Genomic DNA, 24,891 nt, shown 5'->3' with positions numbered 1-24,891 from the left:
ATGCTGCACAGGTCATGAGTGACAGCGACTACGGCCCCGGCCCGCTGTCCGGCAACCCTCCGTCCGTGGCGGGGTGCCCCGGGTGAAGACCAGGTCGTAGGCAGCGAGGTCTGCGGCAAGCGCGGACCCCTGCGCACTCTTCTCGGAGTGTCGCGCCCCTGGGGTCCTGGTCCTCAAGGGAGCAGTCTCGTGAGCAAGCGAATGCGATAGGACCGGTCGGCCCCGTTCCACCTTCACCTCCGTACGGTCGCCCCGTGGCACCGCGCGTCGAGGCAACTCCCGTCGTGCGTACGACCATCGAGCCGTACCCCGCGGGCCTTCTGAAGCCATTCCGCCTTGTCCTGCCAGGAGTTTCGCCATGTCCGCATCGCCCGCCACCCGCACTTCCGCCGCGCCCACCGCCACCTCCGCCGCCCCCACCGCCACCTCCGCCGCCCCCGCCGCCGGGGCCGACGACCCCTGCTGCGCGGCGCCGCTGCCCGTCCTCGGCCGGGACGTGGCCGTGCCGCTCGTCACCGGCGGCGAGGTCACCTACGCGGCCCTGGACTACGCCGCCAGCGCGCCGGCGCTGCAGCGGGTGTGGGACGACGTGGCGGCCTACGCCCCGTACTACGGCAGCGTGCACCGCGGCGCCGGATACCTCTCGCAGCTCTCCACCGACCTCTTCGAGAACAGCCGCACGACGGTCGCCGAGTTCCTCGACTGCCGCGACGGCGACCAGGTCGTCTTCACCCGGTCCACGACCGACTCGCTGAACCTGCTGGCCGCCGTACTGCCCGCCGACTGCCAGGTGTTCGTCTTCGAGACCGAGCACCACGCGTCGCTGCTGCCCTGGCAGGACGCCAAGGTGACCTACCTCAACGCCCCGCGCACCGAGGCCCAGGCCGTCGAGACGCTGGAGCGCGCACTGGCGGACCGGGACCCGTACGGCCCCGCGCTGGTCTGCGTGACGGGCGCCTCGAACGTCACCGGCGAGATCTGGCCGGTGAAGGAGCTGGCCGCCGCCGCGCACGCGCACGGCGCGCGGATCGTGCTGGACGCGGCCCAGCTCGCACCGCACCACCCGGTGTCCGTCAAGGAGCTGGACGTCGACTGGGTCGCCTTCTCCGGGCACAAGCTGTACGCGCCGTTCGGCTCCGGGGTCCTCGCGGGCCGGGCCGACTGGCTCCAGGCAGGCGACCCCTACCTGGCGGGCGGCGGCGCCTCGAAGAAGGTGGCGCGGCGCGCGGACGGCGGCGTGGACGTCGAGTGGCACACCACCGCGGCCCGCCACGAGGCCGGATCGCCGAACGTCATCGGCGTCTACTCCATCGCCTCCGCCTGCAAGGCGCTCACCGAGGCCGGTTTCGACACGCTGGTCGAGCGCGAGCAGGCGCTGGTGCGCAAGGTGCGCGAGGGCCTCGCCGAGGTAGACGCGGTCCAGGTGCTGTCGCTGTTCGGCGACGACGCGCCCCGCGTCGGGGTCATCTCCTTCGTGGTGGACGGCTGGAACAGCTCGCACTTCGCCGCGGCGCTCTCCGCCGAGTACGGGATCGGCGTGCGCGACGGCCTGTTCTGCGCCCACCCGCTGGTCCGCACGCTGCTCGGCAGCGACCCGCAGGACCCGGGCGAGTGCGGCGCCCCCGAGGCCGAGCCGGGCGAGCGCTCGCTGAACGCCATCCGGGTCAGCTTCGGCGCGGGCACCCCGGACGAGCACGTGGAGCGGTTCGTACGGGCGGTCAAGGAGCTCGTCGCGAACGGCGCCCGCTGGAACTACCGGACCGAGGACGGGCGTTGCGTGCCCGCCGTCTGAGTGTCACGCAAACGCAGTCACGCAACCGCAGTCACGCAACCGCAGTCACGTAAAGGCGGAGGCCGCCCCGGGGGAACCCGCGGCGGCCTCGGTCGTACGGTCGTGGCCGCCGGAGCGGTCGTACGGGAGAAGGGTCAGCCGTCGAGCCCGATCGCGAACGCGGCCTCCAGGTCGTGCTGCGAGTAGGTGCGGAACGCGACGTGCGTGTCCGTGCCCTCGACCCCCGGAATCTTGCTGATGGAGCCCGGGATGATGTCCGCCAGGTCGTCGTGCCGCCCCACGCGCACCATGGCGATCAGGTCGTACGTACCGGTGACGGAGAAGACCTCGCTGACGCTTTCCAGCGCGGCGATCGACTCGGCGATCTCCGGGATCCGGTCCACGCTGGTCCTGATGAGCACGATCGCGGTGATCACGGCTGGCTTTCTCCCTCGGTGGCCGGTGGTGCTGCGTAGCTGTTCACTCTAGTCGTACGGCGATATCGCGCCCACGCGTAGAGGAAGCCCCCGGCAAAGCCCACCACGTGGGCCAGATAGGCCACACCTGATCCCGTGCCCAGGCCCTGGGCGGCCAGCCACTGGAGCACGAACCAGAAGATCAGCACGAGCCGGGCGGGGAAGCGCAGCGGCAGGAAGAACAGGAAGGGGAAGACGCTGGTGACCCGGGCGCTCGGGAACAGCCGCAGGAACGCGCCCAGGACGGCGGAGATCGCACCCGACGCGCCGACCAGCGTCTCGTGGGAGTCCGCGTGCACCAGCGCGTACACGGTGAGGGCGAGATAGCCGGTGGCGACGTAGAAGAGCACGAAGGCGGCGCGGCCCATGCGCTCCTCGGTCATCGCGCCGAAGACGTACAGGAAGAGCATGTTGCCCAGCAGGTGCAGCCAGTTGCCGTGCACGAAGAGCGCGGTGAACGGGGTGGCCAGCGCGTGCCGGGAGAGGGTGAGAAGTTCGGCGGGGACGACGCCGCGGCGCTCGAAGTAGGCGCTCTGGGCGGCGTTCAGGGTCTCGCCCGTGCCGTACGCGGGATTGAGGCCGGAGGCGGGGCCGAGCAGGAAGACCACGCAGCACACGGCGATCAGGGCGTACGTCACGAGGGGCGCGTGGCGCAGGTCCTGCCGGCGGGTGGCGGCGTCCCTGACCGTCCCGGTGGCCCGCGTGACCTTGAGCATGGGTTCGAGCATGGCGCACCGACGCGCTCCCGCCGGGCAGCCTCGCCGCTCCCGTCCGCAGCCGCCCCCGCCGCGGCCCCACCGGTCTCAAGGGTCGGCCGCCCGCCACGCGGGGCAACCGTGAGGCCGTAGGGTTGCGCGCAGGGTATCCGCAGTTCGACGGCGCACCGCGGCAACGACGTACGACGGCACGTGTGCAAGGCGCGTGACGAGGCTTGGACGAAGAGGACGGTACGCATGACGACGACGGTTCCCCTGCCCACCGCCGCCACCCGGTGGCGGTGCACCCTCTGCGGAAACCTCACGCGGTTCGACGTGACCCGCTCGTCGAAGGTCGTCGAGTACGTCCACCTCGACCTGGCCGGGGAGGCGAAGGTCGAGGAACGCGAGGTGGTCAGTGAGACCATCGAGTCGGTGCGCTGCCGCTGGTGCAACGCGGTGGACCAGATCGAACTGGTGGACAGGCCGGACACCGCCTCCTAGGCGGCCCCGGGAACGCCGGTGCCCGGCAGGGCCCGGTACCGTTGAGGGTACGGAAGGTAGTGGGGTGACGGATCGTGGAGCCTGCAGGCGGTGCTGAGCCGGCCGGCCCGGCCGACGACGCCGCGGAGGCGCTCGACCGTCCGTTGCCGGAGGGCGTGCGACGACGGGTCGTGACGCTGGTCTCGGACGCGTTCGGCGGTCTGAGCGTCGCGGAGCTCCCGGCGCAGCTGAGGCAGTACGCCCGGTTCACCCCCACCCGGCGCGCCAAGTTCGCGGGCAACGCGATGGCGGCGGCGCTGGAGAGCGAGCCGCTCTTCCGTCGGCGCATCGGTGAACGGCTGCGCGAGGCGCAGGCCGAGCTGTCGAGCGCGCTGGAGGCCGGGTCGCCGCCTGCCGCCGCCGACCCCGTGGACGTCGCCGCGGCGGCGTACGTCCTGCGCCCGGCGGGCTGGGTGAAGCTGGTGGCGGCCGCGGGCGAGGAGGCACAGCGCGCCGACGCCGAGCGCGCCGACGAGGCCACCCAGCGCGAACTGGAGCAGCTGCGCGGCGAGCTGGCCGAGGCGCGCGAGCGCACCAAGGCGGAGACCGACCGGCTGCGCGCCGAACTCGAAGGCGCCCGCAGGGAGTCCGACGCCGCCCAGCGCAAGCTGCGCGGCGCGCTGAGCGACGTCAAGCGCGGCGAGGCGGCGCTGCGCAAGAACCAGGCCGAGATCGACGGCATCCGCGCCGAGGCGGCCGCCCAGGTGGCCGCGGCCGAGGCCGAGTCGCGCCGGCTGCGGGCCAGGCTCGGCGAGGCGGAGGCCTCAGCCGAGGCGGGCCGCCGGGCCGTACGGGAGGGGCGCAGTGTCGAGGACATGCGGCTGCGGCTGCTCCTGGACACGGTCCTCGAAGCCGCTCAGGGGCTGCGCAGGGAGCTTGCCCTGCCGCCGTCCAGCGGGCGTCCCGCGGACACCGTGGACGCGGTCGAGCCGGGGCGGATGTCGCCCAAGGACATCGCGGCGCGGGCCCTGTCCGACACCGATCCGGCCGTCCTTGACCAGCTGCTGGCGCTGCCCCAGGCGCACCTGGTGGTGGACGGTTACAACGTGACCAAGACGGGCTATCCGACCATGCCGCTGGAGAAGCAGCGGCTGCGGCTGCTGGGCGGACTGTCCATGCTGGCCGCCGCTTCCGGCGCCGAGGTCACCTGTGTCTTCGACGGCGCTGAGCTGGCCGCCCCGGTGCTGCTGGCCCCGCCGCGCGGGGTGCGGGTGCTGTTCAGCAAGGCGGGGGTGACGGCCGACGAGCTGATCCGTCAGCTGGTACGGGCGGAGCCGTCCGGACGGCCGATGATCGTGGTCTCCACGGACCGCGAGGTCGCGGACGGGGTCGCGAAGTCCGGTGCCAGGCCGGTCGCTTCCGTGGTGCTGCTGAAGAGGCTTTCGCGCGTTTAGGGGAGTCGAGGGCGTGTTGCCCAACTTCCGTGGAGTATGCCCGAATTGAAACGGCCCGCCGCTGGCGCTCCGTCAACTCCCCATGACTCACCGTGTGACGGGAGTAAGGAATGTGGCCCGAGGGCGAGATTTTTCCTGTGAGGATTTGAACTGATCACAAGAAGGTCACTAAGGTCTGGGCTCGAACCTTCGCGCGGTTGATCACTCATCCGGAGTATCAGTGAAGGGCCCCGCCAACCTCGCTGGTCGGCGGCTGAGGAAGAAGGAGCTCGCCTCCGTGGCGTCCCACCGTCGACCCAAGCAGCCGAGCCGCTTCCGGGTGACCGCGCTCACCGTGACCGCCGCCGCAGCCGTGGTCATGTCCTCCCAGGCGGCCAACGCCGCGCCCAAGCCGGACAAGAAGGAAGTCAAGGCGAAGGTCGACAAGCTTCACGAGGAGGCGGAGGGCGCCACCGAGAAGTACAACGCCGCCAAGGAGAAGCAGGGGACCCTGGAGAAGCAGGTCAAGAACCTCCAGGACACCGCGGCCCGCGGCCAGTCGGACCTCAACGAGCTGCGCAAGGGCCTCGGTTCGCTCGCCACCGCGCAGTACCGCTCGGGCGGCGTCGACCCCTCGCTCCAGCTCTTCCTCTCCGCCGAGCCGGACCAGTTCCTCGAACGCGCCGCGACGATGAACCAGCTGACGGCCAAGCAGGCCGAGTCGCTGCGCAAGATCCAGGCGAAGCAGCGCACCCTCGCCCAGCAGCGCGAGGAGGCGAGCGGCAAGCTCGCCGACCTGTCCGCGGTGCGCAAGGAGCTCAGCGCGAAGAAGCAGACGGTGCAGGGCAAGCTCGCCGAGGCGCAGCGGCTGTACAACACGCTGACCGCCGCCGAGCAGGCCGCCCTGGAGAAGCAGGAGGAGGAGCGCGCCAGCCGCGACGCGGGGGAGCGCGCCGACTTCGGCGGCGAGGTCGCGGCCGGCTCCGGCATCGGCGCCGCCGCCATGGCCCAGGCCAGGACGAAGATAGGCGCGCCGTACGACTGGGGCAACAAGGGCCCCAACGCCTTCGACTGCTCCGGGCTCGTCTACTGGGCGTTCCAGCAGGTCGGCCGGGAGGTCGGCGGCAGTACGTACAGCCAGATGGACGACGGCCCGAAGATCTACAACCGGTCCGAGCTGCGCCCCGGCGACCTGGTCTTCTTCAACGACCTCCAGCACGTGGGCTTCTACGCGGGCAACGGCATGTCGCTGCACGCGCCGTACCCCGGTGCCAACGTGCGCGTCGAGGACATGAAGTACCTCGGCCCGTTCATGTACGGAGTACGCGTCGGCGGCTGAGCCCACCGCGCTGGCCCGCTGCCGTACCGGGGGAGCGGGCCGGGGCCGCCACACCGGGCCGCTGCCGCAACCGCCGGCGACACGCCCGCGGTACCCGGAAGTCGCGGCCGAACACACCGCCCGTTCGGGCGAATCGCCGCACCCGAAGCTGACTGCCCGCCCCGCCGATGACCTGGTCACCGGCGGGGCGTCGTGCTGTGGCGCACCCCGATCGCCGGCCGAGGTCGTTGGCCGTGGTGTGAGCGTCCCGCTACTGTCTGCTCGCGCAGCTCCCGTCGAGCAGTCCGCCCGCCCCGGGCGGCGGGGCGCTGCCCCCCAGCAGTGGAAGGAGTGCGGCTTCCTGTGGCGTCACACCGTCGTCCCTCGCAGTCCGGGCTCACACAGAGCACCCGGGTCACCGTCCTGTCGGCCGCCGCCGCCACCGCGGCAGCGGCTCTCGGGGCCACCCCGGCCACCGCCGACCCGGCGGGTGCTAGCACGGTCACCCAGGCAGGCGTGGACCGGCTCTTCGCGCAGGCCGAGAAGGCCACCGAGGCATTCAACAAGGCCACCGAGCGCACCGACGCGCTCCGCAAGGACGTCGGCAGGGCCCGCGACCGCACCGCCCGCGGCCAGGAGCGCATCAACCGGATGCGCGGGGTGCTCGGCCTGCTGGCGGGCGCCCAGTACCGGGCGGGCGGCATGGACCCCTCGGTGTCGCTGCTGCTGTCGGAGAACCCCGACGGCTATCTCGACAAGGCCGCCGCCCTCGACCGGATCAGCGCCCGCCACGCGGGCAAGCTGCGCGAACTCGTAGAGGCCCAGCGGCTGCTCGGCCAGGAGCGCGTCGAGGCCACCCGCAAGCTCGCCGAGCTGGACCGCAGCCGGGCCGTCGTCTCGCGCCACAAGCGCGCCGTCGAGCACAAGCTCGCCGAGGCCCGCCGGATGCTCCAGGCGCTGCCCGACCCCGAGCGCGCGCAGTTCGACCGCGCGAACCGCAGCGGACGCGAGGCGATGCCCGGCATGTCCGGTGCGATGCCCGCCTCGGCACGCGCCGCCGCCGCGGTCCTGGCGGCTCGCAACGCGGTCGGCAAGCCGTACATCTGGGGGGCCAACGGCCCCTCCGGCTTCGACTGTTCGGGCCTCATGCAGTGGTCGTACAGCCAGGCCGGGATCTCCCTGCCGCGTACCTCGCAGGCGCAGCGCCACTCCGGCCGGCAGGTCTCGCTCGACCAGGCGCAGCCGGGCGACCTCGTCGCCTACCGCGACGACGCCAGCCACATCGGGATGTACATGGGCAACGGGCAGGTCGTGCACGCGCCCTACCCCGGCGCCCCGGTGCGCTACGACCCGGTCGGCATGATGCCGGTCTCCTCGGTCACCCGGGTCTGATCCGCGGGCGCGGCCCGGCCCGCCGTCCCCGGCCCGCGGCCCCGGCCCCCGCGCACCGCGCCACGCTGCCCCCGCCCCGTACGATCGCCGGATGGCAGGTCACACGGGCGGCAGACGGTACGGGCGGCGGGCGGTGCTCGGTCTGGCGCTCGGCGCGGGCGCTCTGCCGGCCGGCTCCTGCGCGGCCCCGCCCGCCCCCGCGGACACCGCGTCGCCGGAGGTGCGGCGGTTGCTGGAACGCCGGGCCGCCGCGCTGCTCGGCCGGGACAGGGCCGCCTTCCTCGGTGTGCTCGAACCGGGCGCCGACGGGCTGCGGGACCGGCAGGAGCAGGAGTTCGGCCATCTGGCGGGAGTGCCGCTGGCGTCCTGGGAGTACCGGCTGACCGGGCTCGACCGGACCGGCGAAGGGCTCGCCACCGCGCAGGTGGAGCTGCGGTACAGGATCGACGGGTACGACACGCTGCCCGCCGTCTCCGCCCGCCTCGTCGACCTGGTGCGCCGCGGGGGGCGGTGGTTCGTGGCGGGGGAGCGGCCCCGGCAGGCGGGCGAGCAGGAGATCTGGCAGCAGGGGCCGGTGACCGTGGTGCGCGGCAGCCGCGCGGTCGTCCTGGGCGCGGGACAGGGCCGGGAGCAGCTGCGGGGGATCGCGGACGTCGCGGACCGGGCGGTGTCGGCGGTCGCCGCCGCGTGGACCGGGGCACGGGACCTCAAGGAGGTGCTGCTGGTGCCGCCGACGCTGGACGGGATGGGGGCGCTGCTCGGGGCCCCCGCCGCCGGGTACCGGGGCATCGCCGCCGTCACCACCGGGGCGAGCGGCGGCGGCCGGCGCACCTCGGCCGACCGGGTGATCGTCAACCCGGAGGCGTACGGGGTGCTGGGGGCGGCCGGGCAGGAGGTGGTGCTCACCCACGAGACGACGCACGTGGCGACCAGGACGCAGACCACCGCGTCGACCCCCATGTGGCTCTCGGAGGGCTTCGCCGACTGGGTCGCCTACCGCGGCGGCGCTCGCACCGCCGCGCAGATCGCGCCCGAACTGCGCCGGACGGTCAGCCGCAACGGTCCGCCCGCCGCACTGCCGCCCGACGCGGACTTCGGGTTCTCCCAGGACGCGCAGAGGCTCGCGGAGGCCTACGAGGGCGGCTGGCTGGCCTGCCGGATGATCGCCGAGGAGTCGGGCGAGGCGAAGCTGCTGGCCTTCTACCGGGCCGTCGGCGCGCACCCGCAGCGCGAAGGGGCGGTGGAAAACGCGCTGAACGGCGAACTCGGCACCGGCCCCGAGGCGTTCACCGCCCGCTGGCGTGACTACCTGCGGGCCCAGCTCGGCTGACGCGACCGCGTCGGCTGCTTCCTCGCCGGCACGTGCCGCTGGACGGGCAGCGGATCGGGGCCCGCGGACCCGGTGACCGTGTGCCGCCACAGGGTGCGGCAGGCCAGCACCGTCGCCGCCACCAGCAGGCCGTTGCGTACGAACAGCAGCGGCACGCCCAGCGCGTCGCTCGCGACCACGTGCGAGAACCAGACGGGGAACTCCAAGCAGGTGACCAGGGTCGCCGCCAGCACCAGGTGCGCCGGCCGGTCCATCCGGCTGCCCCGGAACACCAGGCAGGCAGCCGCGAGGCAGACCAGCCACAGCATGTACTGGGGGCTGATCACCCGGCTGGTGGTGGTGAACAGCAGCACCGCCACGAAGGCGGCGTCGCAGGCCGTCGACGCGCCGAACGTCCTGGCCCGCAGCCGCCACAGCAGCAGCCAGCCGAAGGCCAGCACGGTCAGCGCCATCGCGAGGCTGCTCACCAGGGGCACGTACGGGCCGAGGAACTCCACCGAGCCGTAGTTCAGCAGCACCTCGCCCTCCCAGCCGAAGTGCCGGGCCACGTGGAAGACCAGCGCGCCCAGCGACTCCACCTCGGTGCCCCGGTCCCGCTGGAACGTCAGGAACGCGAGGGCCCCCGGCATCGACGCCGAGAACAGCAGCACCAGAGCGCCCGCCGTCAGCAGGAACGCCGACCACGACGTACGCGTCGTACGCCCGCGTGCGGTCCCCGCGAGCAGCACGGCGGGCCAGACCTTCAGCAGCGCCCCCAGAGCCGCCAGCGCCCCCAGCACGCGCGGCCTGCGCGCTCCCGCGAGCAGCCCGGCCACCGCGACGGCGGACACCAGCACGTCGTAGCGGGCGTACGAGGTGGGGCCGAGCAGCGCGAGACCGGCGATCCAGACCCAGGCGCCCGCGAGCCGCTTGCCGGGGCGGCGCCCCGCGTACAGCAGCAGCCCGGTCACCAGGGCGTCGGCGAGGAACGCCAGCAGGAAGAAGGCGTGCGCGTAGTCCAGGAAAGGCAACAGCCCGGGGGAGAGCACCGCGAGGGCGGCGGCCGGCGGGTACTGCCAGGTGACGTCGTCGAGCGGGAAGGTGCCGGTCCGCAACACCTCGTACCAGCCCCGGTAGATGACCGAGACGTCGCTGGTGACGTCAGGGCCGGGGAAGGTCAGCACCTTGAACACACAGAGCAGCAGCAGGGCCCGGGTCAGGGCCCACAGGGCGACGGGCAGGGTGCACGGGAAGCGGGTGAGGGCCACGGCGCGTACGCCGGTCGGGGCCGGGAGGCCGGGGCGTCCGGTGCCGCTCACTGTCATGACCATCCTTGTGCCAGGGAATTCGGTAGGGACATGATGCAGGGCGCGGACGTGCCTGGGCGATGACCCGGGGCCGCCCGGTACTGTCGGCGGCGATGGACAAGACCTTGATCGTGACCAACGACTTCCCGCCGCGCCCCGGTGGCATCCAGGCGTTCCTGCACAACATGGCGCTGCGCCTCGAACCGGGGCAGCTGGTCGTCTACGCGTCCACCTGGAAGCGCGGGCGCGAGGGTGCGGAGGCGACCGCCGCCTTCGACGCCGAGCAGCCCTTCCCGGTGGTGCGGGACCGCACGACGATGCTGCTGCCGACCCCGCGGGTCACCCGGCGCGCCGCACGGCTGCTCCAGGAGCACGGCTGCACCTCGGTGTGGTTCGGGGCCGCCGCGCCGCTCGGGCTGATGGCGCCGGCCCTGCGGCGCGCGGGCGCCCGGCGGCTGGTCGCCACCACGCACGGACACGAGGCGGGGTGGGCGCAGCTCCCGGGCTCCCGTCAGCTGTTGCGGCGGATCGGCGAGGGCACGGACACGATCACCTACCTGGGCGAGTACACCCGCTCGCGGATCGCCGCCGCGCTCACCCCGCAGGCCGCCGGACGGATGGTGCAGCTGCCGCCGGGCGTCGACGAGAAGACGTTCCACCCCGGTTCGGGCGGCGCCGCGGTACGGGAGCGGCTCGGGCTGACCGACCGCCCGGTCGTGGTGTGCGTGTCCCGGCTGGTGCCGCGCAAGGGGCAGGACACCCTCATCGAGGCGATGCCGCAGATCCTGCGCGCGGTGCCGGACGCCGTCCTGCTGATCGTCGGCGGCGGGCCGTACGAGCAGGACCTGCGCAAGCTGGCGCGGGAGACCGGGGTCGGGGACTCGGTGCGCTTCACCGGGGCGGTGCCCTGGGCGGAGCTGCCCGCGCACTACGGGGCGGGTGACGTCTTCGCCATGCCGTGCCGCACCCGGCGCGGCGGGCTGGACGTCGAGGGGCTCGGCATCGTCTACCTGGAGGCGTCCGCGACCGGACTGCCGGTGGTGGCGGGCGACTCCGGGGGCGCGCCGGACGCCGTGCTGGAGGGCGAGAGCGGATGGGTGGTGCGCGGCGGCGACCCGGCCGCCTGCGCAGAGCGCGTCGTGACCCTGCTCCAGGACCCGGACCTGCGGCGCCGGATGGGCGCGCGCGGGCGGGAGTGGGTCGAGGAGAAGTGGCGCTGGGACCTGCTCGCGGAAAAGCTCAAGACCCTGCTCTGACCCGGGGTCGACGGACACGGGTAAGGGGCTGTCTCCAGGAGGCAGCCCCTTACCCATGTCCGTCCGCGTGCGGGCTCAGCCGCGGTAGATCGCCTCGATCTCGTCCGCGAAGTCCTTCGCCACCACGTTCCGCTTCAGCTTCAGCGACGGAGTGATGTGGCCCGCCTCCTCGGTGAACTGGGTCGGCAGGACGCGGAACTTGCGGACCGACTCCGCCTTGGAGACGGCCGCGTTGCCGTCGTCCACCGCCCGCTGCACGGTGGCGAGCAGCTCGGCGTCGTCCCGCAGCGACACCGCCGTGGAGTGCGCGGGCTTGCCGTGCTCCACCGCCCACCGGCCGAGGAACTCCTCGTCGAGGGTGACCAGCGCGCCGACGAACGGCCTGCCGTCGCCGACCACCATGCACTCCGCGACCAGCGCGTGCGCCCGGATGCGGTCCTCGATGACGGCGGGGGCGACGTTCTTGCCGCCGGCCGTCACGATGATCTCCTTCTTGCGGCCGGTGATCGCGAGGTAGCCGTCCTCGTCGAGGGTGCCGATGTCCCCGGTGTGGAACCAGCCGTCGGTCAGCGCCTCGGCGGTGGCCGCGGGGTTGTTCCAGTACCCCTTGAAGATGTGCTCGCCGTGCAGCAGCACCTCGCCGTCGTCGGCGATGCGCACCACCGAGCCTGGCAGCGGCTGCCCGACCGTGCCGATCTTCGGCCGGTCGTAGGGGTTGAACGCGGTCGCCGCACAGGACTCGGTGAGCCCGTAGCCCTCAAGGACCGTGAACCCTATGCCGCTGAAGAAGTGGCCCAGGCGCTCGCCCAGCGGGGCGCCGCCGGAGATGGCGAACTCGCAGCGTCCGCCGAGCACCGCGCGCAGCTTGCTGTAGACGAGCTTGTCGAAGACCTTGTGCTTGATCCTGAGACCCAGCGCCGGGCCCTCGGGGGTGCCGAGCGCGCGGCTGTAGGCGATCGCCGTGTCGGCGGCCTTGTCGAAGATCTTGCCCTTGCCGTCGGCCTGCGCCTTGGCACGCGCCGAGTTGTAGACCTTCTCGAAGACGCGCGGCACACCGAGGATCAGTGTCGGCCTGAACGACGCCAGCTCGTCGGTGAGGTTCTTGATGTCCGGTACGCAGCCGAGCTTGATCGGCGCCATCACCGACGCGATCTCGACCAGCCGTCCGAAGACGTGCGCGGCGGGCAGGAACAGCAGCACGGAGCACTCGCCGGTACGGAACAGCGGCTTCAGACGCTCCACCACGTTGCCGCACTCCGCGAAGAAACTGCGGTGGGTGAGCACACAGCCCTTGGGGCGGCCCGTGGTGCCCGAGGTGTAGACGATGGTGGCCGGGTCGTCGGCGCCCGCGACCGCGCTGCGCTCGTCGACCGTCGTGTCCGCGACGTCCGCGCCGAGCGCGTTCAGCTGTTCGATCGCGCCGGGGATGCCCGCGCCCGCCTCGATCTGCCAGACCTGCTTGAGGGCGGGCAGGTGCTCCCGTACGGACTCCACGGACGCGGCGTGCGACTCGCCCTCGACCAGGACGGCGACCGCGCCGGAGTCGCCGAGGATCCACCGGACCTGCTCGGCGGAGCTGGTCTCGTACACCGGCACGGTGACCGCGCCCGCGCTCCAGATCGCGAAGTCGAGCTGCACCCACTCGTAGCGGGTGCGCGACATCAGGGCGACCCGGTCGCCCGGCTCGACGCCGGCGGCGATCAGGCCCTTGGCGGCGGACCGCACCTCGGCCAGGAACTGCGTGGCGGTGACGTCGGTCCACGTACCGGCGACCTGGCGGCCCATGACCGCGGTGTCGGGGTGCTGAGCGGCGTTGCGGCGGATGAGATCCGTCAGATTGCCGTCCGAAGGGACCTCGTACAGGGCCGGAAGGCTGAACTCGCGCAAGACTGCTGCTCCTCATCAGGCACCGGTCGCCACGTCTGTGTGGAGCCGGCTGCGGTCCAAGGTCGGGCAGGTGCTCAGTGGGGGATGAGCACGACTGGACTGCCCGGACGTTACCCACCAGTACTAGGTTCCCGATAGGGGGTCACGGCCAGATGTACGCTGCGTCACACCACTCGGGCCGCTCTTCGCGCACAGTAGTCCACATGTCGGGCGACTCGGAAGTAACCGCAGGTCCGCCCGCTCCCGGCAGTGCTTTCGTGGTAGGGCGCACGGCGCCGGAAGCCGCCCCTACCCGGCGGCAGGCCGGGGTCCTAGGCTGATCGCCATGCGAGTTCATGTGGTGAGCGACGTGCACGGGAACGCGGCGGACCTGGCCCGCGCGGGGGACGGCGCGGACGCGCTGATCTGTCTCGGCGACCTCGTCCTGTTCATCGACTACGCCGACCACTCGCGCGGCATCTTCCCCGACCTCTTCGGCACCGAGAACACCGATCTCGTCGTGCGGCTGCGCACCGCCCGCCGCTTCGACGAGGCCCGCGAGCTGAGCCGCCGGCTGTGGGAGGGTCTCGACCTCGACCGCCAGAGCGCCACCGACGCCGCGGTACGCAGGCAGTACGGGGAGATGTTCGCCGCGCTCCCCGCGCCGACGTACGCCACGTACGGCAATGTCGACATGCCGACGCTCTGGCCTGACTTCACCGGGCCCGGCACCGTCAGCCCCGGCACCCAGGTGCTCGACGGGGAGCGCGTCGAGATCGGCGGGCTGGTTTTCGGCTTCGTGGGCGGCGGGTTGCGCACCCCGATGAACACCCCCTTCGAGATCGGCGACGAGGAGTACGCGGCCAAGGTCGAGGCGCTCGGCGAGGTCGACGTGTTCTGCACGCACATCCCGCCGGAGGTGCCGGAACTCCTGTACGACACGGTGGCGCGCCGCTTCGAGCGCGGCAGCCGGGCCCTCCTGGCGGCGATCCGCAGGACCAGGCCCCGGTACTCCCTGTTCGGGCACGTGCACCAGCCGCTGGTGCGCCGGATGCGGATCGGGTCGACCGAGTGCGTGAACGTGGGGCACTTCGCCTCCACGGGGCGGCCCTGGGTCCTGGAGTGGTGAGGCGGCGCCACCGGCGGGGCGAGGGCCCGGTTCCGGGGTCGGCGGAGGCCCGGGGCGGCAGGCCCTGGGGCGGTGGACAGGGCCGGTCACGATAGCCTGCACGCGGCACGCACCAGCCACCCCACCCCGGTCCGGAACCTGAGGAGCCAGCGCGATGGCGGAACACACGAGCTCTAGCATCACCATCGAGGCCCCGCCGGCAGAGGTCATGGCCGTCATCGCGGACTTCGACCGCTACCCGGACTGGACGGGCGAGGTGAAGGAGGCCGAGGTGCAGGCCAGGGACGCCCGCGGCCGCGCGGAGAAGGTGCGCCTGGTGCTCGACGCCGGCGCGATCAAGGACGACCACACCCTCGCCTACACCTGGACCGGCGACAACGAGGTCAGCTGGACCCTCGTCAAGTCCCAGATGCTGCGCGCCCTCGACGGCTCGTACCTCCTGGCGCCGGCCGCGAACGGCTGGACCGAGGTGACCTACCGGCTCACCGTCGACGTCAAGATCCCGATGCTCGGCATGATCAAGCGCAAGGCCGAGAAGGTCATCATCGACCGCGCCCTGGCCGGACTGAAGAAGCGCGTCGAGACCGACCGTCCCGCGAACTGACCCGGGCTGTGGCGGGACGGGGTTACGGGGTGCGGGCATGAGCGTGGTGCGTACGGTCCTGGTCACCGGCCCCGGGGGTGCGGGTCGCACCACGGTGGCGGCCGCGACCGCGCTGGCCGCCGCCCGCGAGGGGGCACGCGTGCTGCTGCTGGGCACCGACCGGGAGGACACCCTGGGCCGCCTCCTCGGGACACCCGCCGGCTCGGCGCCGGCGGCACCGGGTGCGGCCGATGTGGGTCCGGGCGGTGGCGCCCAGCAGGTCGAGGGGGCTGCGGGCGGTGCGCCCGACGGCTCTGCGGGCGGAGCGTCCGAGGTGTCCCCCAAGGGTGCACCCGACGTGGCTCCCGGCGGCGGGCCCGACGTGGCTCCCGGCGGCGGGCCCGACGTGGCTCCCGGCGGTGCACCCGACGTGGCTCCCGGCGGTGCGTCCGTCGTGCCTCCCGGCGGTGCGTCCGGTACTCCCGTGGCGTTCGCGGTTCCCGCGTTTCCGGCCGTCCGGGCGGTCGCCGCGAACCTGTCCGTCGCGCGCGTCGACGCCGCCGCCGACTTCCGCGCCGAACTGGCCGCGCTCCAGGAGCGCGCCGCCACCGCCCTCGACCTGCTGCGCGCCACCGCCCTGGACGACGACGAGCTCACCGAACTCCCCGGCGCCGAGCCGTTCGCGCTGCTGCGCGCCCTGCGTACCGTGCCCGCCCGGTACGACCTGGTCGTCGTCGACATGCCGCCGACGCACGCCACCCTCGACGCCCTCGCGCTGCCGGAACAGCTCCGGCGCTATCTGCGCCGGCTCCTGCCGCCCGAGCGGCAGGCCGCCCGCTCGCTGCGCCCGATGCTGGCCCAGCTCGCCGGGGTGCCGATGCCCGCGGAGTGGCTGTACGCGACCGCCGCGCGCTGGCAGTCCGAACTGGCCGCCACCCAGGCCGTGGTCGAGAGCCCGGCCCTGTCGGTGCGTCTGGTCGTCGAGCCGGGACCGGCCGCCGCCGACGCCCTGCGCACCGCCCGCCTCGGCCTCGCCCTGCACGGCCTCGCACTCGACGCGGTGGTCGCCAACCGAGTGCTGCCGACCGCCTCGCCCGACCCCTGGCTCGTCGCGCTCGGCGCCCAGCAGCAGGAACACCTCAAGGAGGTGCGCGAGGGCCCGCAGCCGGTGTGCGAACTGCCCCACCTCGGCCGCGCCCCGCGCGGCGTCCAGGACCTGGCCCTGCTCTCGTACGAGACGGGGCGGGGGCCGGGGGACGGCGTGAGCCGGCCGACCGTGGAGGACCGGATCGCCGAGGACGGGGTGCTGGTGTGGCACCTGCCGCTGCCGGGGGCCGTCAAGAGCGAGCTCGGCCTGGTGCGGCGCGGCGACGAACTCGTCCTGACCGTGGGCCGGTTCCGGCGGACACTGCCGCTGCCGTCCGCGCTGCGCAGGTGCACCGTGTCGGGGGCCGCCCTGGCCGACGGTGTGCTCCGGGTGCGCTTCACCCCCGACCCCGGGCTGTGGCCGCGGGGCCGCTGAACCCCGGCCGGCCCGTGCGCGGGGCCGGGCAGGGGACGGCGAGGCCCTGAACGGCGTACCGCTGTTCGGGTAACGTCGAGTGGGCAAGGACCCGTTACCCCACCCCGCGTCGCAGGAGTGCGCCATGAGCGAAGCCACCGACCGCCCCGACGAGTCCCGCACGTCCGGGGCGTACGACGCGGACGCGTGGGCGACGGCGTGCGAGGAGGACCTCGCCGCCGAGAAGGCCCGCCGCCGTGCGCAGTACGGGCCGCAGACCGGATCGGCCGCCGAGGAACTGCGCCGGCTGATGGACGCGGTCGCCGGCAAGGTCTCCTCGCTCCGGTCGCCGCTGCTCGGCATGGCCGCACAGGGCGTGGCCGAGCAGTTCGTTCAGCAGGCGAAGGCAGTCGTCGAGCCGGTCGTGGAGCGCAACCCGCAGGTCTTCGACCACCTCGCGGCGGCGGGAAACGAACTGCTCGCCGCCTACCGGTCGGCAGTCGCCGGCCATGAGGAGCGCTGGACGCGGGAGTCCGCCGACTCCGCAGGCCGTACGGACCGCCCGGCGGACCGGGCGGACAAGTCGCCCAAGTCATCCGAAGAGGGACCGGACGACCCCGATGACCGTTCAAAAGGTGAACACATCGACCTCGACTGAGACCCCTCCTCGGGTACGGTGGCCCCTGGAGCCTGTCTCCGGCTCCGAGCAGGGCTCGACCTGAACTGAGGGACACATGGGACTCACCATCGGCGTCGACATCGGCGGCACGAAGATCGCGGCCGGAGTGGTCGACGAAGAGGGACAGATCCTCGAGACGTACAAGGTGAAGACACCGAAGACTCCCGAGGCGATGGTCGACGCCATCTCCAAGGCGGTCTCCGAGGTCAGCACGGGCCACAAGATCGAGGCCGTCGGTATCGGCGCCGCCGGTTACGTGGACGACAAGCGCGCCACCGTGCTCTTCGCCCCCAACATCAACTGGCGTCACGAGCCCCTCAAGGACAAGGTCGAGCAGCGCGTCAGCCTGCCGGTCGTCGTGGAGAACGACGCCAACGCGGCCGCCTGGGGCGAGTACAAGTTCGGCGCGGGCAAGGGCCACGAGGACGTCATCTGCATCACGCTGGGCACCGGCCTCGGCGGCGGCATCATCATCGGCAACAAGCTGCGCCGCGGACGCTTCGGTGTGGCGGCCGAGTTCGGTCACATCCGGGTGGTCCCGGACGGCCTGCTGTGCGGCTGCGGCAGCCAGGGCTGCTGGGAGCAGTACGCGTCGGGCCGCGCCCTCGTGCGCTACGCACGCCAGCGCGCCAACGCCACCCCCGAGAACGCCGAGGTGCTGCTCGGGCTCGGCGACGGTTCCGTCGAAGGCATCGAGGGCAAGCACATCAGCGCCGCCGCCCGGCAGGGCGACCCGGTCGCGATCGACTCCTTCCGCGAACTGGCCCGCTGGGCGGGCGCGGGCCTGGCCGACCTGGCGTCCCTCTTCGACCCGTCCGCGTTCATCGTCGGCGGCGGTGTCTCCGACGAGGGCGAGCTGGTCCTGGACCCGATCCGCAAGTCGTTCCGGCGCTGGCTGATCGGCGGCCAGTGGCGGCCGCACGCGCAGGTGCTCGCGGCGCAGCTCGGCGGCGAGGCCGGGCTGGTCGGCGCGGCGGACCTGGCCCGCCAGGGCTGAGCCGGGCCCGCACCCGTCCAAGGTGCCCGTCGCGTCCTCTTCAGGACGCGGCGGGCACCGGTCTATGTTGGCCCGCATGGCGACCGATCCTCTGCCCCCGTCCGTCACGGAACCCGACGGCTCGGCCGTCGTCCGCGTCCTCAGCTACAACATCCGCTCCATGCGCGACGACCGGGACGCGCTGGCCAGGGTGGTACGGGCCTGTGCGCCCGACCTCGTACTGATCCAGGAGGCGCCGCGCTTCTTCCGCTGGCGCAAGAAGGCAGCCTGGCTCGCCGCCCACAGCGACCTGGTGGTCCTGGGCGGCGGCGCGACGGCGGCGGGCCCGCTGCTGCTGTGCTCGCTGCGGGCGACGGTGGAGCGGACCGAGGACGTGCTGCTGCCCCGCACACCGGGCCTGCACCAGCGGGGGTTCGCCACGGCGGTGGTACGGATCGGTGGCGCGCGGCTCGGGGTGCTGAGCTGCCACCTGAGCCTCCAGGCGGAGGAACGGTACGCGCAGGCGGGGCTGTTGCTGGAGCGGGTCGAGCAGATGCGGGCGGCCGGGGTGCCGCACGTGATCGCGGGCGGCGACCTCAACGACCGCCCCGAGGGCCGTTCGTTCGGCCTGCTGGCGAGCGCCTTGCAGGACTGCTGGGCGGTGGCGCCGTGGGGCGGCGAGTACACGTCCGTACCGGAGAACCCGCACCAGCGCATCGACGCGCTCTTCGCGACCCAGGGCGTCCAGGTCCTGGGCTGCGGAGTACCGGACCTGCCCCCCACGGACCTGCAAGCCGCCACGGACCACCTACCACTCCTGGCCTCCCTACGCCTCCCGCCCGAAGGCTAGCCACGCAAGGAACGGGGGCCAGGCTTTTAGGGGCGCGGGGAACTGCGCGACCAGCCACATCGGACCCGCACGTACCACCCCACCCCAGCCAGCCCTCACCCCACCCCCCCGCCGGTCGCCCTAGACCACCGCTCCACGCCCCGGGTCCTCGTCGTCCTCGTCCGACCCGTGCGACATCCGCGCCACCAGCGTCGCGAACCCGCCGAGGAAGCCGCCGATGCCCAGGACCTGGAGCCACCAGGTCATGTCCCACCCCAGCACCACCGCGAGGAGCAGCAGCAGCGGACCGCCGACCACCGCCAGCCACGCGAACTTGGAGGTCACGTCCGCCTCCGGAAGGTCCGGGTCCGGCGGGACAAAGTGCCCCTCGTCGCTCTCGTCGAGGTCGTCGTCCTTCGCCTCGGCGGGCGCGAAGTCCCGGGGGCCGGACGTACCGACACCGGGGGCGAAGACGACGGAGCTGCCCAGCGGCCGGTCGTCGGCGGGAACGGCGGACTCGGCAGCCGGCCCGTCCCCGTTGACCCCCTCCTCCATGCGTGCCAGGTCGTCCACCGACTTGAAGGGCTTCGCCCCCGGCGGGTCCGGCGGCTCGGCCCCGTAACCCGCCACGATCGCCTCCCAGACAGCGGCCTCGTCCAGAGGCGTCGCGGCGTCGTCCTTCGGTCCGCCCGTGACGGCCTCCGGCTCCCGCTCCTCCTCGCGGTCCGCGCGCTCCGCGTTGTGCTCAGCCACCGGCAGTGCTCCCCTTCTTCCCGACGCTCGGAGCGAGGCGGCCGATGAACGCGTAACTCTCGTCGAAAATCCGCTTCGCGTCATGGTCCAACGTCGCCACGTGGTAGCTCTGTTCCAGCAGGACCTCGGTGACGTCGTGCGACGAGACCCGGCTGAGGACCCGGGCCGAGTCGGCGGGCGGCACCACGTGGTCCTGCGGGCTGTGCAGCAGCAGGAGCGGCTGCGTGACCTGCGGCAGCTCGCCGTCGACCATCTTGAAGAACTGCCGCAGCGAGTGCGCGGCGTGCAGCGGGACCCGGGCGTAGGCCACCTCGTGGGACCCCTCCCGTGCGATGTCGTCGCACACGCCCTTGGTCGTGCGCACGAGATGGCGGGTGAGCGGCAGGGTGCGGGCCGCGAGGCCGTGCACCTTGTTGCCGGGGTTGACGACGACGATTCCGTCGACCGCCTCGCCGTGCTTGGCGGCCAGCCGCAGCGCGAGCGCGCCGCCCATGGACAGACCGAACACGAAGACCCGGGAACAGCGCTCGCGGAGGGCGCGCAGCTCCCGGTCCACCTCCGCGTACCAGTCCTGCCAGCCGGTGAGCTGCATGTCCTCCCAGCGGGTGCCGTGGCCGGGCAGCAGCGGCAGTGACACCGTCAGGCCGCGCTCGGCCAGGTGGTCGGCCCACGGCCGCAACGACTGGGGGGAACCGGTGAAGCCGTGGCAGAGCAGGACGCCTACCTCTCCGCCCTCGTGGCGGAACGGCTCGGCTCCAGGGAGGACCGGCACCGGGGTCTCCTGTTCATGAAGAAGGACGGGTGTTCATGAGGAAGGACGGGTGTCCGCGAGGACGGACGGGTCGGCGAGGCGGAGATACGGAGATACGGAGCGACGCCGAGGACGTGAGGAGGCGCTGAAGATGACTTCACCGTACGCGACCGGACCGACACCGACCAGATCCGCAGGCCTGCCGGCCGGCGGCGGCAGACCCGCGCGCGTGGGCGGGAGCGCAGGCCGCACGCGGGTTATGGTCTTTTCGACAGACGAGGGAAGGCACACGTTGATCTACGGCGCAATGAAGTTCTCCATCGGAGGGTCCCTGAAGCTCGCCTTCAGGCCCTGGGTGGAGGGCCTCGAGAACATCCCCGCGGACGGGCCGGCGATCCTCGCGAGCAACCACCTGTCGTTCTCCGACTCCTTCTTCCTGCCGGCCGTGCTGGACCGGAAGGTCACCTTCATCGCCAAGGCGGAGTACTTCACCTCGCCCGGCGTGAAGGGCAAGCTCACCGCGGCCTTCTTCAAGGGCGTCGGCCAGCTCCCGGTGGACCGCTCCGGCGGGCGCGGTGCGGGCGAGGCGGCGATCAAGGCGGGCATCCAGGTCGTCGAGGGCGGCGGCCTGTTCGGCATCTACCCGGAGGGCACCCGCTCCCCGGACGGACGCCTCTACCGCGGCAAGCCCGGCGGCCTCGCGCGCGTGGCGCTCGCGACCGGCGCCCCGGTGATTCCCGTCGCGATGATCGACACCGAGAAGATCCAGCCGCCGGGCAAGGTCGTCCCCAAGCTGCTGCGACCGGGCATCCGGATCGGCAAGCCGCTCGACTTCAGCCGCTACCACGGCATGGACGGCGACCGCTTCATCCTGCGCTCGGTGACCGACGAGGTCATGTACGAGATCATGAAGCTCTCCGGCCAGGAGTACGTCGACATCTACGCCACCGCCGCGAAGCGGCAGATCGCGGACGCCGAGAAGGCGGCCAAGGCGGAGAAGGCCGAGCTGGAGAAGGCGGAGAAGGCTCACCAGGCGGAGCTGGAGAAGGCGGAGAAGGCCCACCAGGCCGAGCTGGAGAAGGCGCACAAGGAACGTTCCGGGGGCTGACGGCGTCGTCCGTCGTACAGGGGGGCCGGCCCGCGGGGGCGCCGGTCCCCGGAGGTCCGTCCAGGGGTGGGGGAGATGGCCAAGGCGCAGCGCGAGCGCGTCGTACGGATGTCGGTGGAGCAGCCGCTGTGGCGCGCGCTCACCGGCTACCGCGTGCTCACGATGGTGTACGCGGTCCTGCTGTACGTGGCCACCAGGGAGGACTTCGAGCGGTCCTGGGTGGCGATCGCATATCTGGCGGTCATGACGCTGTGGACCCTCGGCACGCTCCCCAAGGTGGCGAACGCGGCGAGCTGCACCAAGCGCTTCCTGGTCGCCGACCTGACGGTCGCCCTCGTGGGCATCCTGCTCACGCCGCTCGCCAACTTTCAGGCGCAGCAGGTGGACGGGCCGACCCTGCCGACCATATGGACCGCCGGAGCGGTCCTCGCGTACGCCATCAAGGGCGGCTGGCGGTGGGCGGCGCTCGCCTCCACGCTGGTGGCCGTCGCGAACCTGGTCGAGCGCGGCACGCCCACCCGCGACACCCTGCACAACGTGCTCCTGGTCTGGGTCGCCTCCATCGCCATCGGGTACGTCGTCGAGGTGGCCCGCGCCTCCGAGCGCACCCTCGCCCGCGCCCTGGAGATCGAGGCCACCACCCGGGAGCGCGAGCGCCTGGCCAGGGACATCCACGACAGCGTCCTGCAGGTGCTCGCCATGGTGCAGCGGCGCGGCAGCGCACTGGGCGGTGAGGCGGCCGAACTCGGCCGGATGGCGGGGGAGCAGGAGGTCGCCTTGCGAACCCTGGTCTCCAGCGGCCTGGTCCCCACCACGCGGGCGTCCGAGGACGCCTCGCTGGGCGCGGTGGTCCGTAACGTCGAGGTCGACGAGCCGGAGGGGCCCGGCGCCCCGGCCGGCCCGGTCGATCTGCGCTCGCTGCTCGCCCCGCACGCGGGAGCGAAGGTCTGCTTCGCGGAGCCGGGTGCCCCGGTGCTGCTGGAGCCCACGGAGGCCAGGGAGCTCGCGGCGGCCGTCAGCGCCGCCCTGGACAATGTCCGCCGGCACGCGGGCACCGGGGCGCAGGCCTGGATCCTGGTCGAGGACGAGCCGGACGAGGTGATCGTGACGGTACGGGACGACGGCCCCGGCATCGCGGAGGGGAGGCTCGCGCAGGCGGAGGGGGAAGGGCGGCTCGGGGTCGCCCTGTCGATCCGGGGACGGCTGCGGGAACTCGGCGGCAGCGCCGAGCTGCTCTCGGTCCCGGGGCAGGGCACGGAAGTGGAACTGAAGGTGCCGCGCGCGGCGCGGCCACCACGGGGAAAGACGGAACGATGAGCGACGTGACACAACAGCAGCCGGAACGGCGTACGGAACAGCGGGCCGAGCAGCAGACGGCGGAGCAGGCCGGGCAGTCGACGGAACTGCGGGCCGAGCACCAGACGGCGGGGCGGGCCGAGCAGCAGACGGAGCAGCAGGCCGAGCCGTGCCACGGCGACCCGTCCGTCAAGGTGATGGTCGTCGACGACCACCCGATGTGGCGGGACGCGGTCGCCCGTGACCTCGACGCGGCGGGGTTCGACGTGGTCGCCACCGCGGGTGACGGCCCGCAGGCGGTGCGGCGCGCTCGGGCCACGGCGCCCGACGTGCTGGTGCTGGACCTCAACCTGCCGGGCATGCCGGGCGTCCAGGTCTGCAAGGAACTGGTCGGCGCCGACCCCGGGCTGCGGGTCCTGGTGCTGTCCGCGAGCGGCGAGCACGCGGACGTACTGGAAGCGGTGAAGTCCGGGGCGACCGGCTATCTGCTCAAGTCGGCGTCCACCGAGGAACTCTGCGACGCGGTCCGCCGCACCGCGGCCGGCGACCCGGTGTTCACGCCGGGACTCGCGGGACTGGTGCTCGGCGAGTACCGGCGGCTCGCCTCCGACCCGGCGCCCGCGGCCCCCGACGAGCCGAAGGCCCCGCAGCTCACCGACCGTGAGACGGAGGTGCTGCGGCTGGTCGCCAAGGGACTCTCGTACAAGCAGATAGCCGAGCGGCTGGTGATCTCGCACCGCACCGTGCAGAACCACGTCCAGAACACCCTGGGCAAGCTCCAGCTGCACAACCGCGTGGAGTTGGTGCGGTACGCGATCGAGCGCGGTCTCGACGACGCCTGAGCGGGCGCTCTAGCTTGGTGGGTCCCAGTGCTCGGTGCGGCGAAGGGACCAGCAGTTGAAAACGAACACCGCGTTGAAGGTCGGAGTTCTGACCGGGGGTGGTGACTGCCCGGGGCTCAACGCGGTCATCCGCGCCGTCGTCCGCAAGGGCGTGCAGAGCTACGGTTACGAGTTCGTCGGGTTCCGGGACGGCTGGCGGGGCGTCCTGGACGACCACCGCACGGTACGCCTGGACGTCGAGGCGGTCCGGGGGATCCTGCCCCGCGGCGGCACCGTCCTCGGCTCCTCGCGCACCAATCCCCTCACCGACGGCGAGGACGGTGTGCGCCTCATCGAGGCGACGATGGCCAGGCACGGTGTCCAGGCACTGATCGTCATCGGCGGCGAGGACACCCTCGGCGTCGCGGCCCGGCTCTCCGGCGAGTACGGCATCCCCTGTGTCGGCGTGCCCAAGACCATCGACAACGACCTCTCCGCCACCGACTACACCTTCGGCTTCGACACCGCGGTCTCCATCGCCACCGAGGCCATCGACCGGCTGCACACCACCGCCGAGTCCCACATGCGGGTCCTGGTGGTGGAGGTGATGGGCCGGCACTCGGGCTGGATAGCGCTGCACTCCGGACTGGCGGGCGGTGCCAACGTCATCCTGCTGCCCGAGCGGCGCTTCGACATCGAGCAGGTCTGCGGCTGGATCTCCTCGCGCTTCCGGTCCTCCTACGCGCCGATAGTCGTCGTCGCGGAGGGCGCCGCGCCCAAGGACGGCGACATGGTGCTCAAGGACGGCACGCTGGACTCCTTCGGGCACGTACGGCTGTCGGGTGTGGGGGAGTGGCTGGCGAAGGAGATCGAGAAGCGGACCGGCAAGGAGGCGCGTACGACCGTCCTGGGCCATGTCCAGCGCGGTGGTACGCCCAGCGCCTTCGACCGCTGGCTCGCCACCCGCTTCGGCCTGCACGCGATCGACGCCGTGCACGACGGGGACTTCGGGACGATGGTCGCGCTCCGGGGCACGGACATCGTGCGGGTGCCGATCGCTGAGGCGACGGCGAAGCTCAAGACGGTGCCGGCGGCGATGTACGCGGAGGCGGAGGTCTTCTTCGGCTGACGCCTGTGAGTGGCTCGGGCCGGGCAGATC

At 72.8% G+C, this 24,891-nt stretch carries 23 protein-coding genes and 1 riboswitch; of the genes, 17 read left to right on the top strand and 6 right to left on the bottom strand.

Annotation, left to right across the window (positions count from 1 at the left end; translation table 11 throughout):
* The first annotated feature begins 10 nt into the window (after positions 1 to 10).
* Positions 11 to 128: riboswitch (SAM riboswitch) on the top strand.
* A gap of 230 nt (positions 129 to 358) precedes the next feature.
* On the top strand, positions 359 to 1,792 hold the full coding sequence (locus tag ACIQM4_RS21980; RefSeq protein WP_401594020.1) for an aminotransferase class V-fold PLP-dependent enzyme: 1,434 nt from the start codon (positions 359 to 361) through the stop codon (positions 1,790 to 1,792).
* 134 nt (positions 1,793 to 1,926) lie between these two features.
* Here ACIQM4_RS21980 and ACIQM4_RS21975 read toward each other — a convergent pair whose 3' ends face one another.
* Together ACIQM4_RS21975 and ACIQM4_RS21970 are read right to left on the bottom strand one after the other, a co-directional pair.
* Positions 1,927 to 2,208 (bottom strand): Lrp/AsnC family transcriptional regulator, encoded by a 282-nt coding sequence (locus ACIQM4_RS21975; RefSeq protein ID WP_401594018.1) that lies wholly within the window; start codon positions 2,206 to 2,208, stop codon positions 1,927 to 1,929.
* The gene (locus ACIQM4_RS21970) at positions 2,205 to 2,963 is read right to left on the bottom strand and encodes a rhomboid family intramembrane serine protease (RefSeq protein ID WP_401594015.1); all 759 of its coding nucleotides are present in this window, start codon (positions 2,961 to 2,963) and stop codon (positions 2,205 to 2,207) included. Before ACIQM4_RS21970 ends, ACIQM4_RS21975 begins: the two co-directional genes overlap by 4 nt.
* 237 nt (positions 2,964 to 3,200) lie before the next feature.
* Here ACIQM4_RS21970 and ACIQM4_RS21965 point away from each other — a divergent pair, with 237 nt between their 5' ends.
* The 5 genes from ACIQM4_RS21965 to ACIQM4_RS21945 all read left to right on the top strand — a co-directional run bounded on the left by ACIQM4_RS21965 (position 3,201) and on the right by ACIQM4_RS21945 (position 8,898).
* The gene (locus ACIQM4_RS21965; RefSeq protein WP_401594012.1) at positions 3,201 to 3,446 is read left to right on the top strand and encodes a hypothetical protein; all 246 of its coding nucleotides are present in this window, start codon (positions 3,201 to 3,203) and stop codon (positions 3,444 to 3,446) included.
* A gap of 71 nt (positions 3,447 to 3,517) precedes the next feature.
* Positions 3,518 to 4,879, top strand: a complete 1,362-nt coding sequence (locus ACIQM4_RS21960; RefSeq protein WP_401594209.1) for an NYN domain-containing protein — start codon at positions 3,518 to 3,520, stop codon at positions 4,877 to 4,879.
* Between the two features lie 277 nt (positions 4,880 to 5,156).
* The gene (locus tag ACIQM4_RS21955; protein WP_401594009.1) at positions 5,157 to 6,197 is read left to right on the top strand and encodes an NlpC/P60 family protein; all 1,041 of its coding nucleotides are present in this window, start codon (positions 5,157 to 5,159) and stop codon (positions 6,195 to 6,197) included.
* A 342-nt stretch (positions 6,198 to 6,539) separates the two neighbouring features.
* Complete coding sequence (locus ACIQM4_RS21950) at positions 6,540 to 7,568, top strand: NlpC/P60 family protein (RefSeq protein WP_401594007.1); 1,029 nt, start codon at positions 6,540 to 6,542, stop codon at positions 7,566 to 7,568.
* 91 nt (positions 7,569 to 7,659) lie between these two features.
* Positions 7,660 to 8,898, top strand: a complete 1,239-nt coding sequence (locus ACIQM4_RS21945; protein ID WP_401594004.1) for a hypothetical protein — start codon at positions 7,660 to 7,662, stop codon at positions 8,896 to 8,898.
* Here the strand turns inward: ACIQM4_RS21945 and ACIQM4_RS21940 are convergent.
* A complete protein-coding gene (locus tag ACIQM4_RS21940; RefSeq protein ID WP_401594002.1) occupies positions 8,874 to 10,202 on the bottom strand; it encodes a glycosyltransferase 87 family protein in 1,329 nt (442 codons plus the stop codon). The genes ACIQM4_RS21945 and ACIQM4_RS21940 overlap by 25 nt on opposite strands.
* Positions 10,203 to 10,297: 95 nt before the next feature.
* On the opposite strand from ACIQM4_RS21940, the gene ACIQM4_RS21935 reads away from it, so the two are divergent.
* Positions 10,298 to 11,440, top strand: a complete 1,143-nt coding sequence (locus ACIQM4_RS21935; RefSeq protein WP_401594000.1) for a glycosyltransferase family 4 protein — start codon at positions 10,298 to 10,300, stop codon at positions 11,438 to 11,440.
* 75 nt (positions 11,441 to 11,515) lie between these two features.
* On the opposite strand, the gene ACIQM4_RS21930 is transcribed toward ACIQM4_RS21935, so the two are convergent.
* A complete protein-coding gene (locus ACIQM4_RS21930) occupies positions 11,516 to 13,327 on the bottom strand; it encodes an AMP-dependent synthetase/ligase (protein ID WP_401593997.1) in 1,812 nt (603 codons plus the stop codon).
* A gap of 325 nt (positions 13,328 to 13,652) precedes the next feature.
* On the opposite strand from ACIQM4_RS21930, the gene ACIQM4_RS21925 reads away from it, so the two are divergent.
* From ACIQM4_RS21925 to ACIQM4_RS21900, 6 genes are all read left to right on the top strand, one after another.
* The gene (locus tag ACIQM4_RS21925) at positions 13,653 to 14,435 is read left to right on the top strand and encodes a metallophosphoesterase (protein WP_401593995.1); all 783 of its coding nucleotides are present in this window, start codon (positions 13,653 to 13,655) and stop codon (positions 14,433 to 14,435) included.
* A 154-nt stretch (positions 14,436 to 14,589) separates the two neighbouring features.
* Positions 14,590 to 15,039: an SRPBCC family protein gene (locus ACIQM4_RS21920; protein ID WP_401593992.1), complete on the top strand. Its 450-nt coding sequence runs from the start codon at positions 14,590 to 14,592 to the stop codon at positions 15,037 to 15,039.
* A gap of 46 nt (positions 15,040 to 15,085) precedes the next feature.
* Entirely contained in the window at positions 15,086 to 16,540 is a 1,455-nt protein-coding gene (locus ACIQM4_RS21915) for an ArsA-related P-loop ATPase (protein ID WP_401594206.1), read from the top strand.
* 124 nt (positions 16,541 to 16,664) lie between these two features.
* Entirely contained in the window at positions 16,665 to 17,177 is a 513-nt protein-coding gene (locus tag ACIQM4_RS21910) for a DUF5304 domain-containing protein (RefSeq protein WP_401593990.1), read from the top strand.
* Positions 17,178 to 17,253: 76 nt separating this feature from the next.
* On the top strand, positions 17,254 to 18,195 hold the full coding sequence (locus ACIQM4_RS21905; RefSeq protein ID WP_401593987.1) for an ROK family glucokinase: 942 nt from the start codon (positions 17,254 to 17,256) through the stop codon (positions 18,193 to 18,195).
* A gap of 76 nt (positions 18,196 to 18,271) precedes the next feature.
* The gene (locus tag ACIQM4_RS21900; RefSeq protein WP_401593984.1) at positions 18,272 to 19,024 is read left to right on the top strand and encodes an endonuclease/exonuclease/phosphatase family protein; all 753 of its coding nucleotides are present in this window, start codon (positions 18,272 to 18,274) and stop codon (positions 19,022 to 19,024) included.
* A 120-nt stretch (positions 19,025 to 19,144) separates the two neighbouring features.
* Here ACIQM4_RS21900 and ACIQM4_RS21895 read toward each other — a convergent pair whose 3' ends face one another.
* Together ACIQM4_RS21895 and ACIQM4_RS21890 are read right to left on the bottom strand one after the other, a co-directional pair.
* A complete protein-coding gene (locus ACIQM4_RS21895; RefSeq protein WP_401593981.1) occupies positions 19,145 to 19,756 on the bottom strand; it encodes a hypothetical protein in 612 nt (203 codons plus the stop codon).
* Complete coding sequence (locus ACIQM4_RS21890) at positions 19,749 to 20,528, bottom strand: alpha/beta hydrolase (RefSeq protein WP_401593978.1); 780 nt, start codon at positions 20,526 to 20,528, stop codon at positions 19,749 to 19,751. Before ACIQM4_RS21890 ends, ACIQM4_RS21895 begins: the two co-directional genes overlap by 8 nt.
* 286 nt (positions 20,529 to 20,814) lie before the next feature.
* Here ACIQM4_RS21890 and ACIQM4_RS21885 point away from each other — a divergent pair, with 286 nt between their 5' ends.
* From ACIQM4_RS21885 to ACIQM4_RS21870, 4 genes are all read left to right on the top strand, one after another.
* Positions 20,815 to 21,615 (top strand): lysophospholipid acyltransferase family protein, encoded by an 801-nt coding sequence (locus tag ACIQM4_RS21885; protein WP_401594203.1) that lies wholly within the window; start codon positions 20,815 to 20,817, stop codon positions 21,613 to 21,615.
* A 75-nt stretch (positions 21,616 to 21,690) separates the two neighbouring features.
* Positions 21,691 to 22,932, top strand: a complete 1,242-nt coding sequence (gene macS / locus ACIQM4_RS21880) for a MacS family sensor histidine kinase (protein ID WP_401593976.1) — start codon at positions 21,691 to 21,693, stop codon at positions 22,930 to 22,932.
* 176 nt (positions 22,933 to 23,108) lie between these two features.
* Positions 23,109 to 23,753, top strand: a complete 645-nt coding sequence (locus ACIQM4_RS21875) for a response regulator (protein WP_401594200.1) — start codon at positions 23,109 to 23,111, stop codon at positions 23,751 to 23,753.
* 73 nt (positions 23,754 to 23,826) lie between these two features.
* Positions 23,827 to 24,861 carry a 6-phosphofructokinase gene (locus tag ACIQM4_RS21870; RefSeq protein WP_401594198.1) on the top strand — a complete coding sequence of 345 codons (1,035 nt, stop codon included), beginning with the start codon at positions 23,827 to 23,829 and terminating at the stop codon, positions 24,859 to 24,861.
* Positions 24,862 to 24,891 lie beyond the last annotated feature (30 nt).

The sequence above is a fragment of the Streptomyces sp. NPDC091272 genome, assembly GCF_044757485.1.
GTDB lineage: Bacteria > Actinomycetota > Actinomycetes > Streptomycetales > Streptomycetaceae > Streptomyces.
The sequence above is the reverse complement of the archived record's forward strand: the minus strand, read 5'-3'. Positions and strand labels throughout refer to the sequence as shown.

Coding starts and splice junctions, on each gene's coding strand:
- ACIQM4_RS21925 (WP_401593995.1), top strand. CDS start 13,653: ATGCGAGTTCATGTGGTGAGCGACGTGCACGGGAACGCGGCGGACCTG.
- ACIQM4_RS21920 (WP_401593992.1), top strand. CDS start 14,590: ATGGCGGAACACACGAGCTCTAGCATCACCATCGAGGCCCCGCCGGCA.
- ACIQM4_RS21980 (WP_401594020.1), top strand. CDS start 359: ATGTCCGCATCGCCCGCCACCCGCACTTCCGCCGCGCCCACCGCCACC.
- ACIQM4_RS21965 (WP_401594012.1), top strand. CDS start 3,201: ATGACGACGACGGTTCCCCTGCCCACCGCCGCCACCCGGTGGCGGTGC.
- ACIQM4_RS21945 (WP_401594004.1), top strand. CDS start 7,660: ATGGCAGGTCACACGGGCGGCAGACGGTACGGGCGGCGGGCGGTGCTC.
- ACIQM4_RS21970 (WP_401594015.1), bottom strand. CDS start 2,963: ATGCTCAAGGTCACGCGGGCCACCGGGACGGTCAGGGACGCCGCCACC.
- ACIQM4_RS21940 (WP_401594002.1), bottom strand. CDS start 10,202: ATGACAGTGAGCGGCACCGGACGCCCCGGCCTCCCGGCCCCGACCGGC.
- ACIQM4_RS21910 (WP_401593990.1), top strand. CDS start 16,665: ATGAGCGAAGCCACCGACCGCCCCGACGAGTCCCGCACGTCCGGGGCG.
- ACIQM4_RS21935 (WP_401594000.1), top strand. CDS start 10,298: ATGGACAAGACCTTGATCGTGACCAACGACTTCCCGCCGCGCCCCGGT.
- ACIQM4_RS21875 (WP_401594200.1), top strand. CDS start 23,109: ATGGTCGTCGACGACCACCCGATGTGGCGGGACGCGGTCGCCCGTGAC.
- ACIQM4_RS21905 (WP_401593987.1), top strand. CDS start 17,254: ATGGGACTCACCATCGGCGTCGACATCGGCGGCACGAAGATCGCGGCC.
- ACIQM4_RS21900 (WP_401593984.1), top strand. CDS start 18,272: ATGGCGACCGATCCTCTGCCCCCGTCCGTCACGGAACCCGACGGCTCG.
- macS (WP_401593976.1), top strand. CDS start 21,691: ATGGCCAAGGCGCAGCGCGAGCGCGTCGTACGGATGTCGGTGGAGCAG.
- ACIQM4_RS21885 (WP_401594203.1), top strand. CDS start 20,815: ATGAAGTTCTCCATCGGAGGGTCCCTGAAGCTCGCCTTCAGGCCCTGG.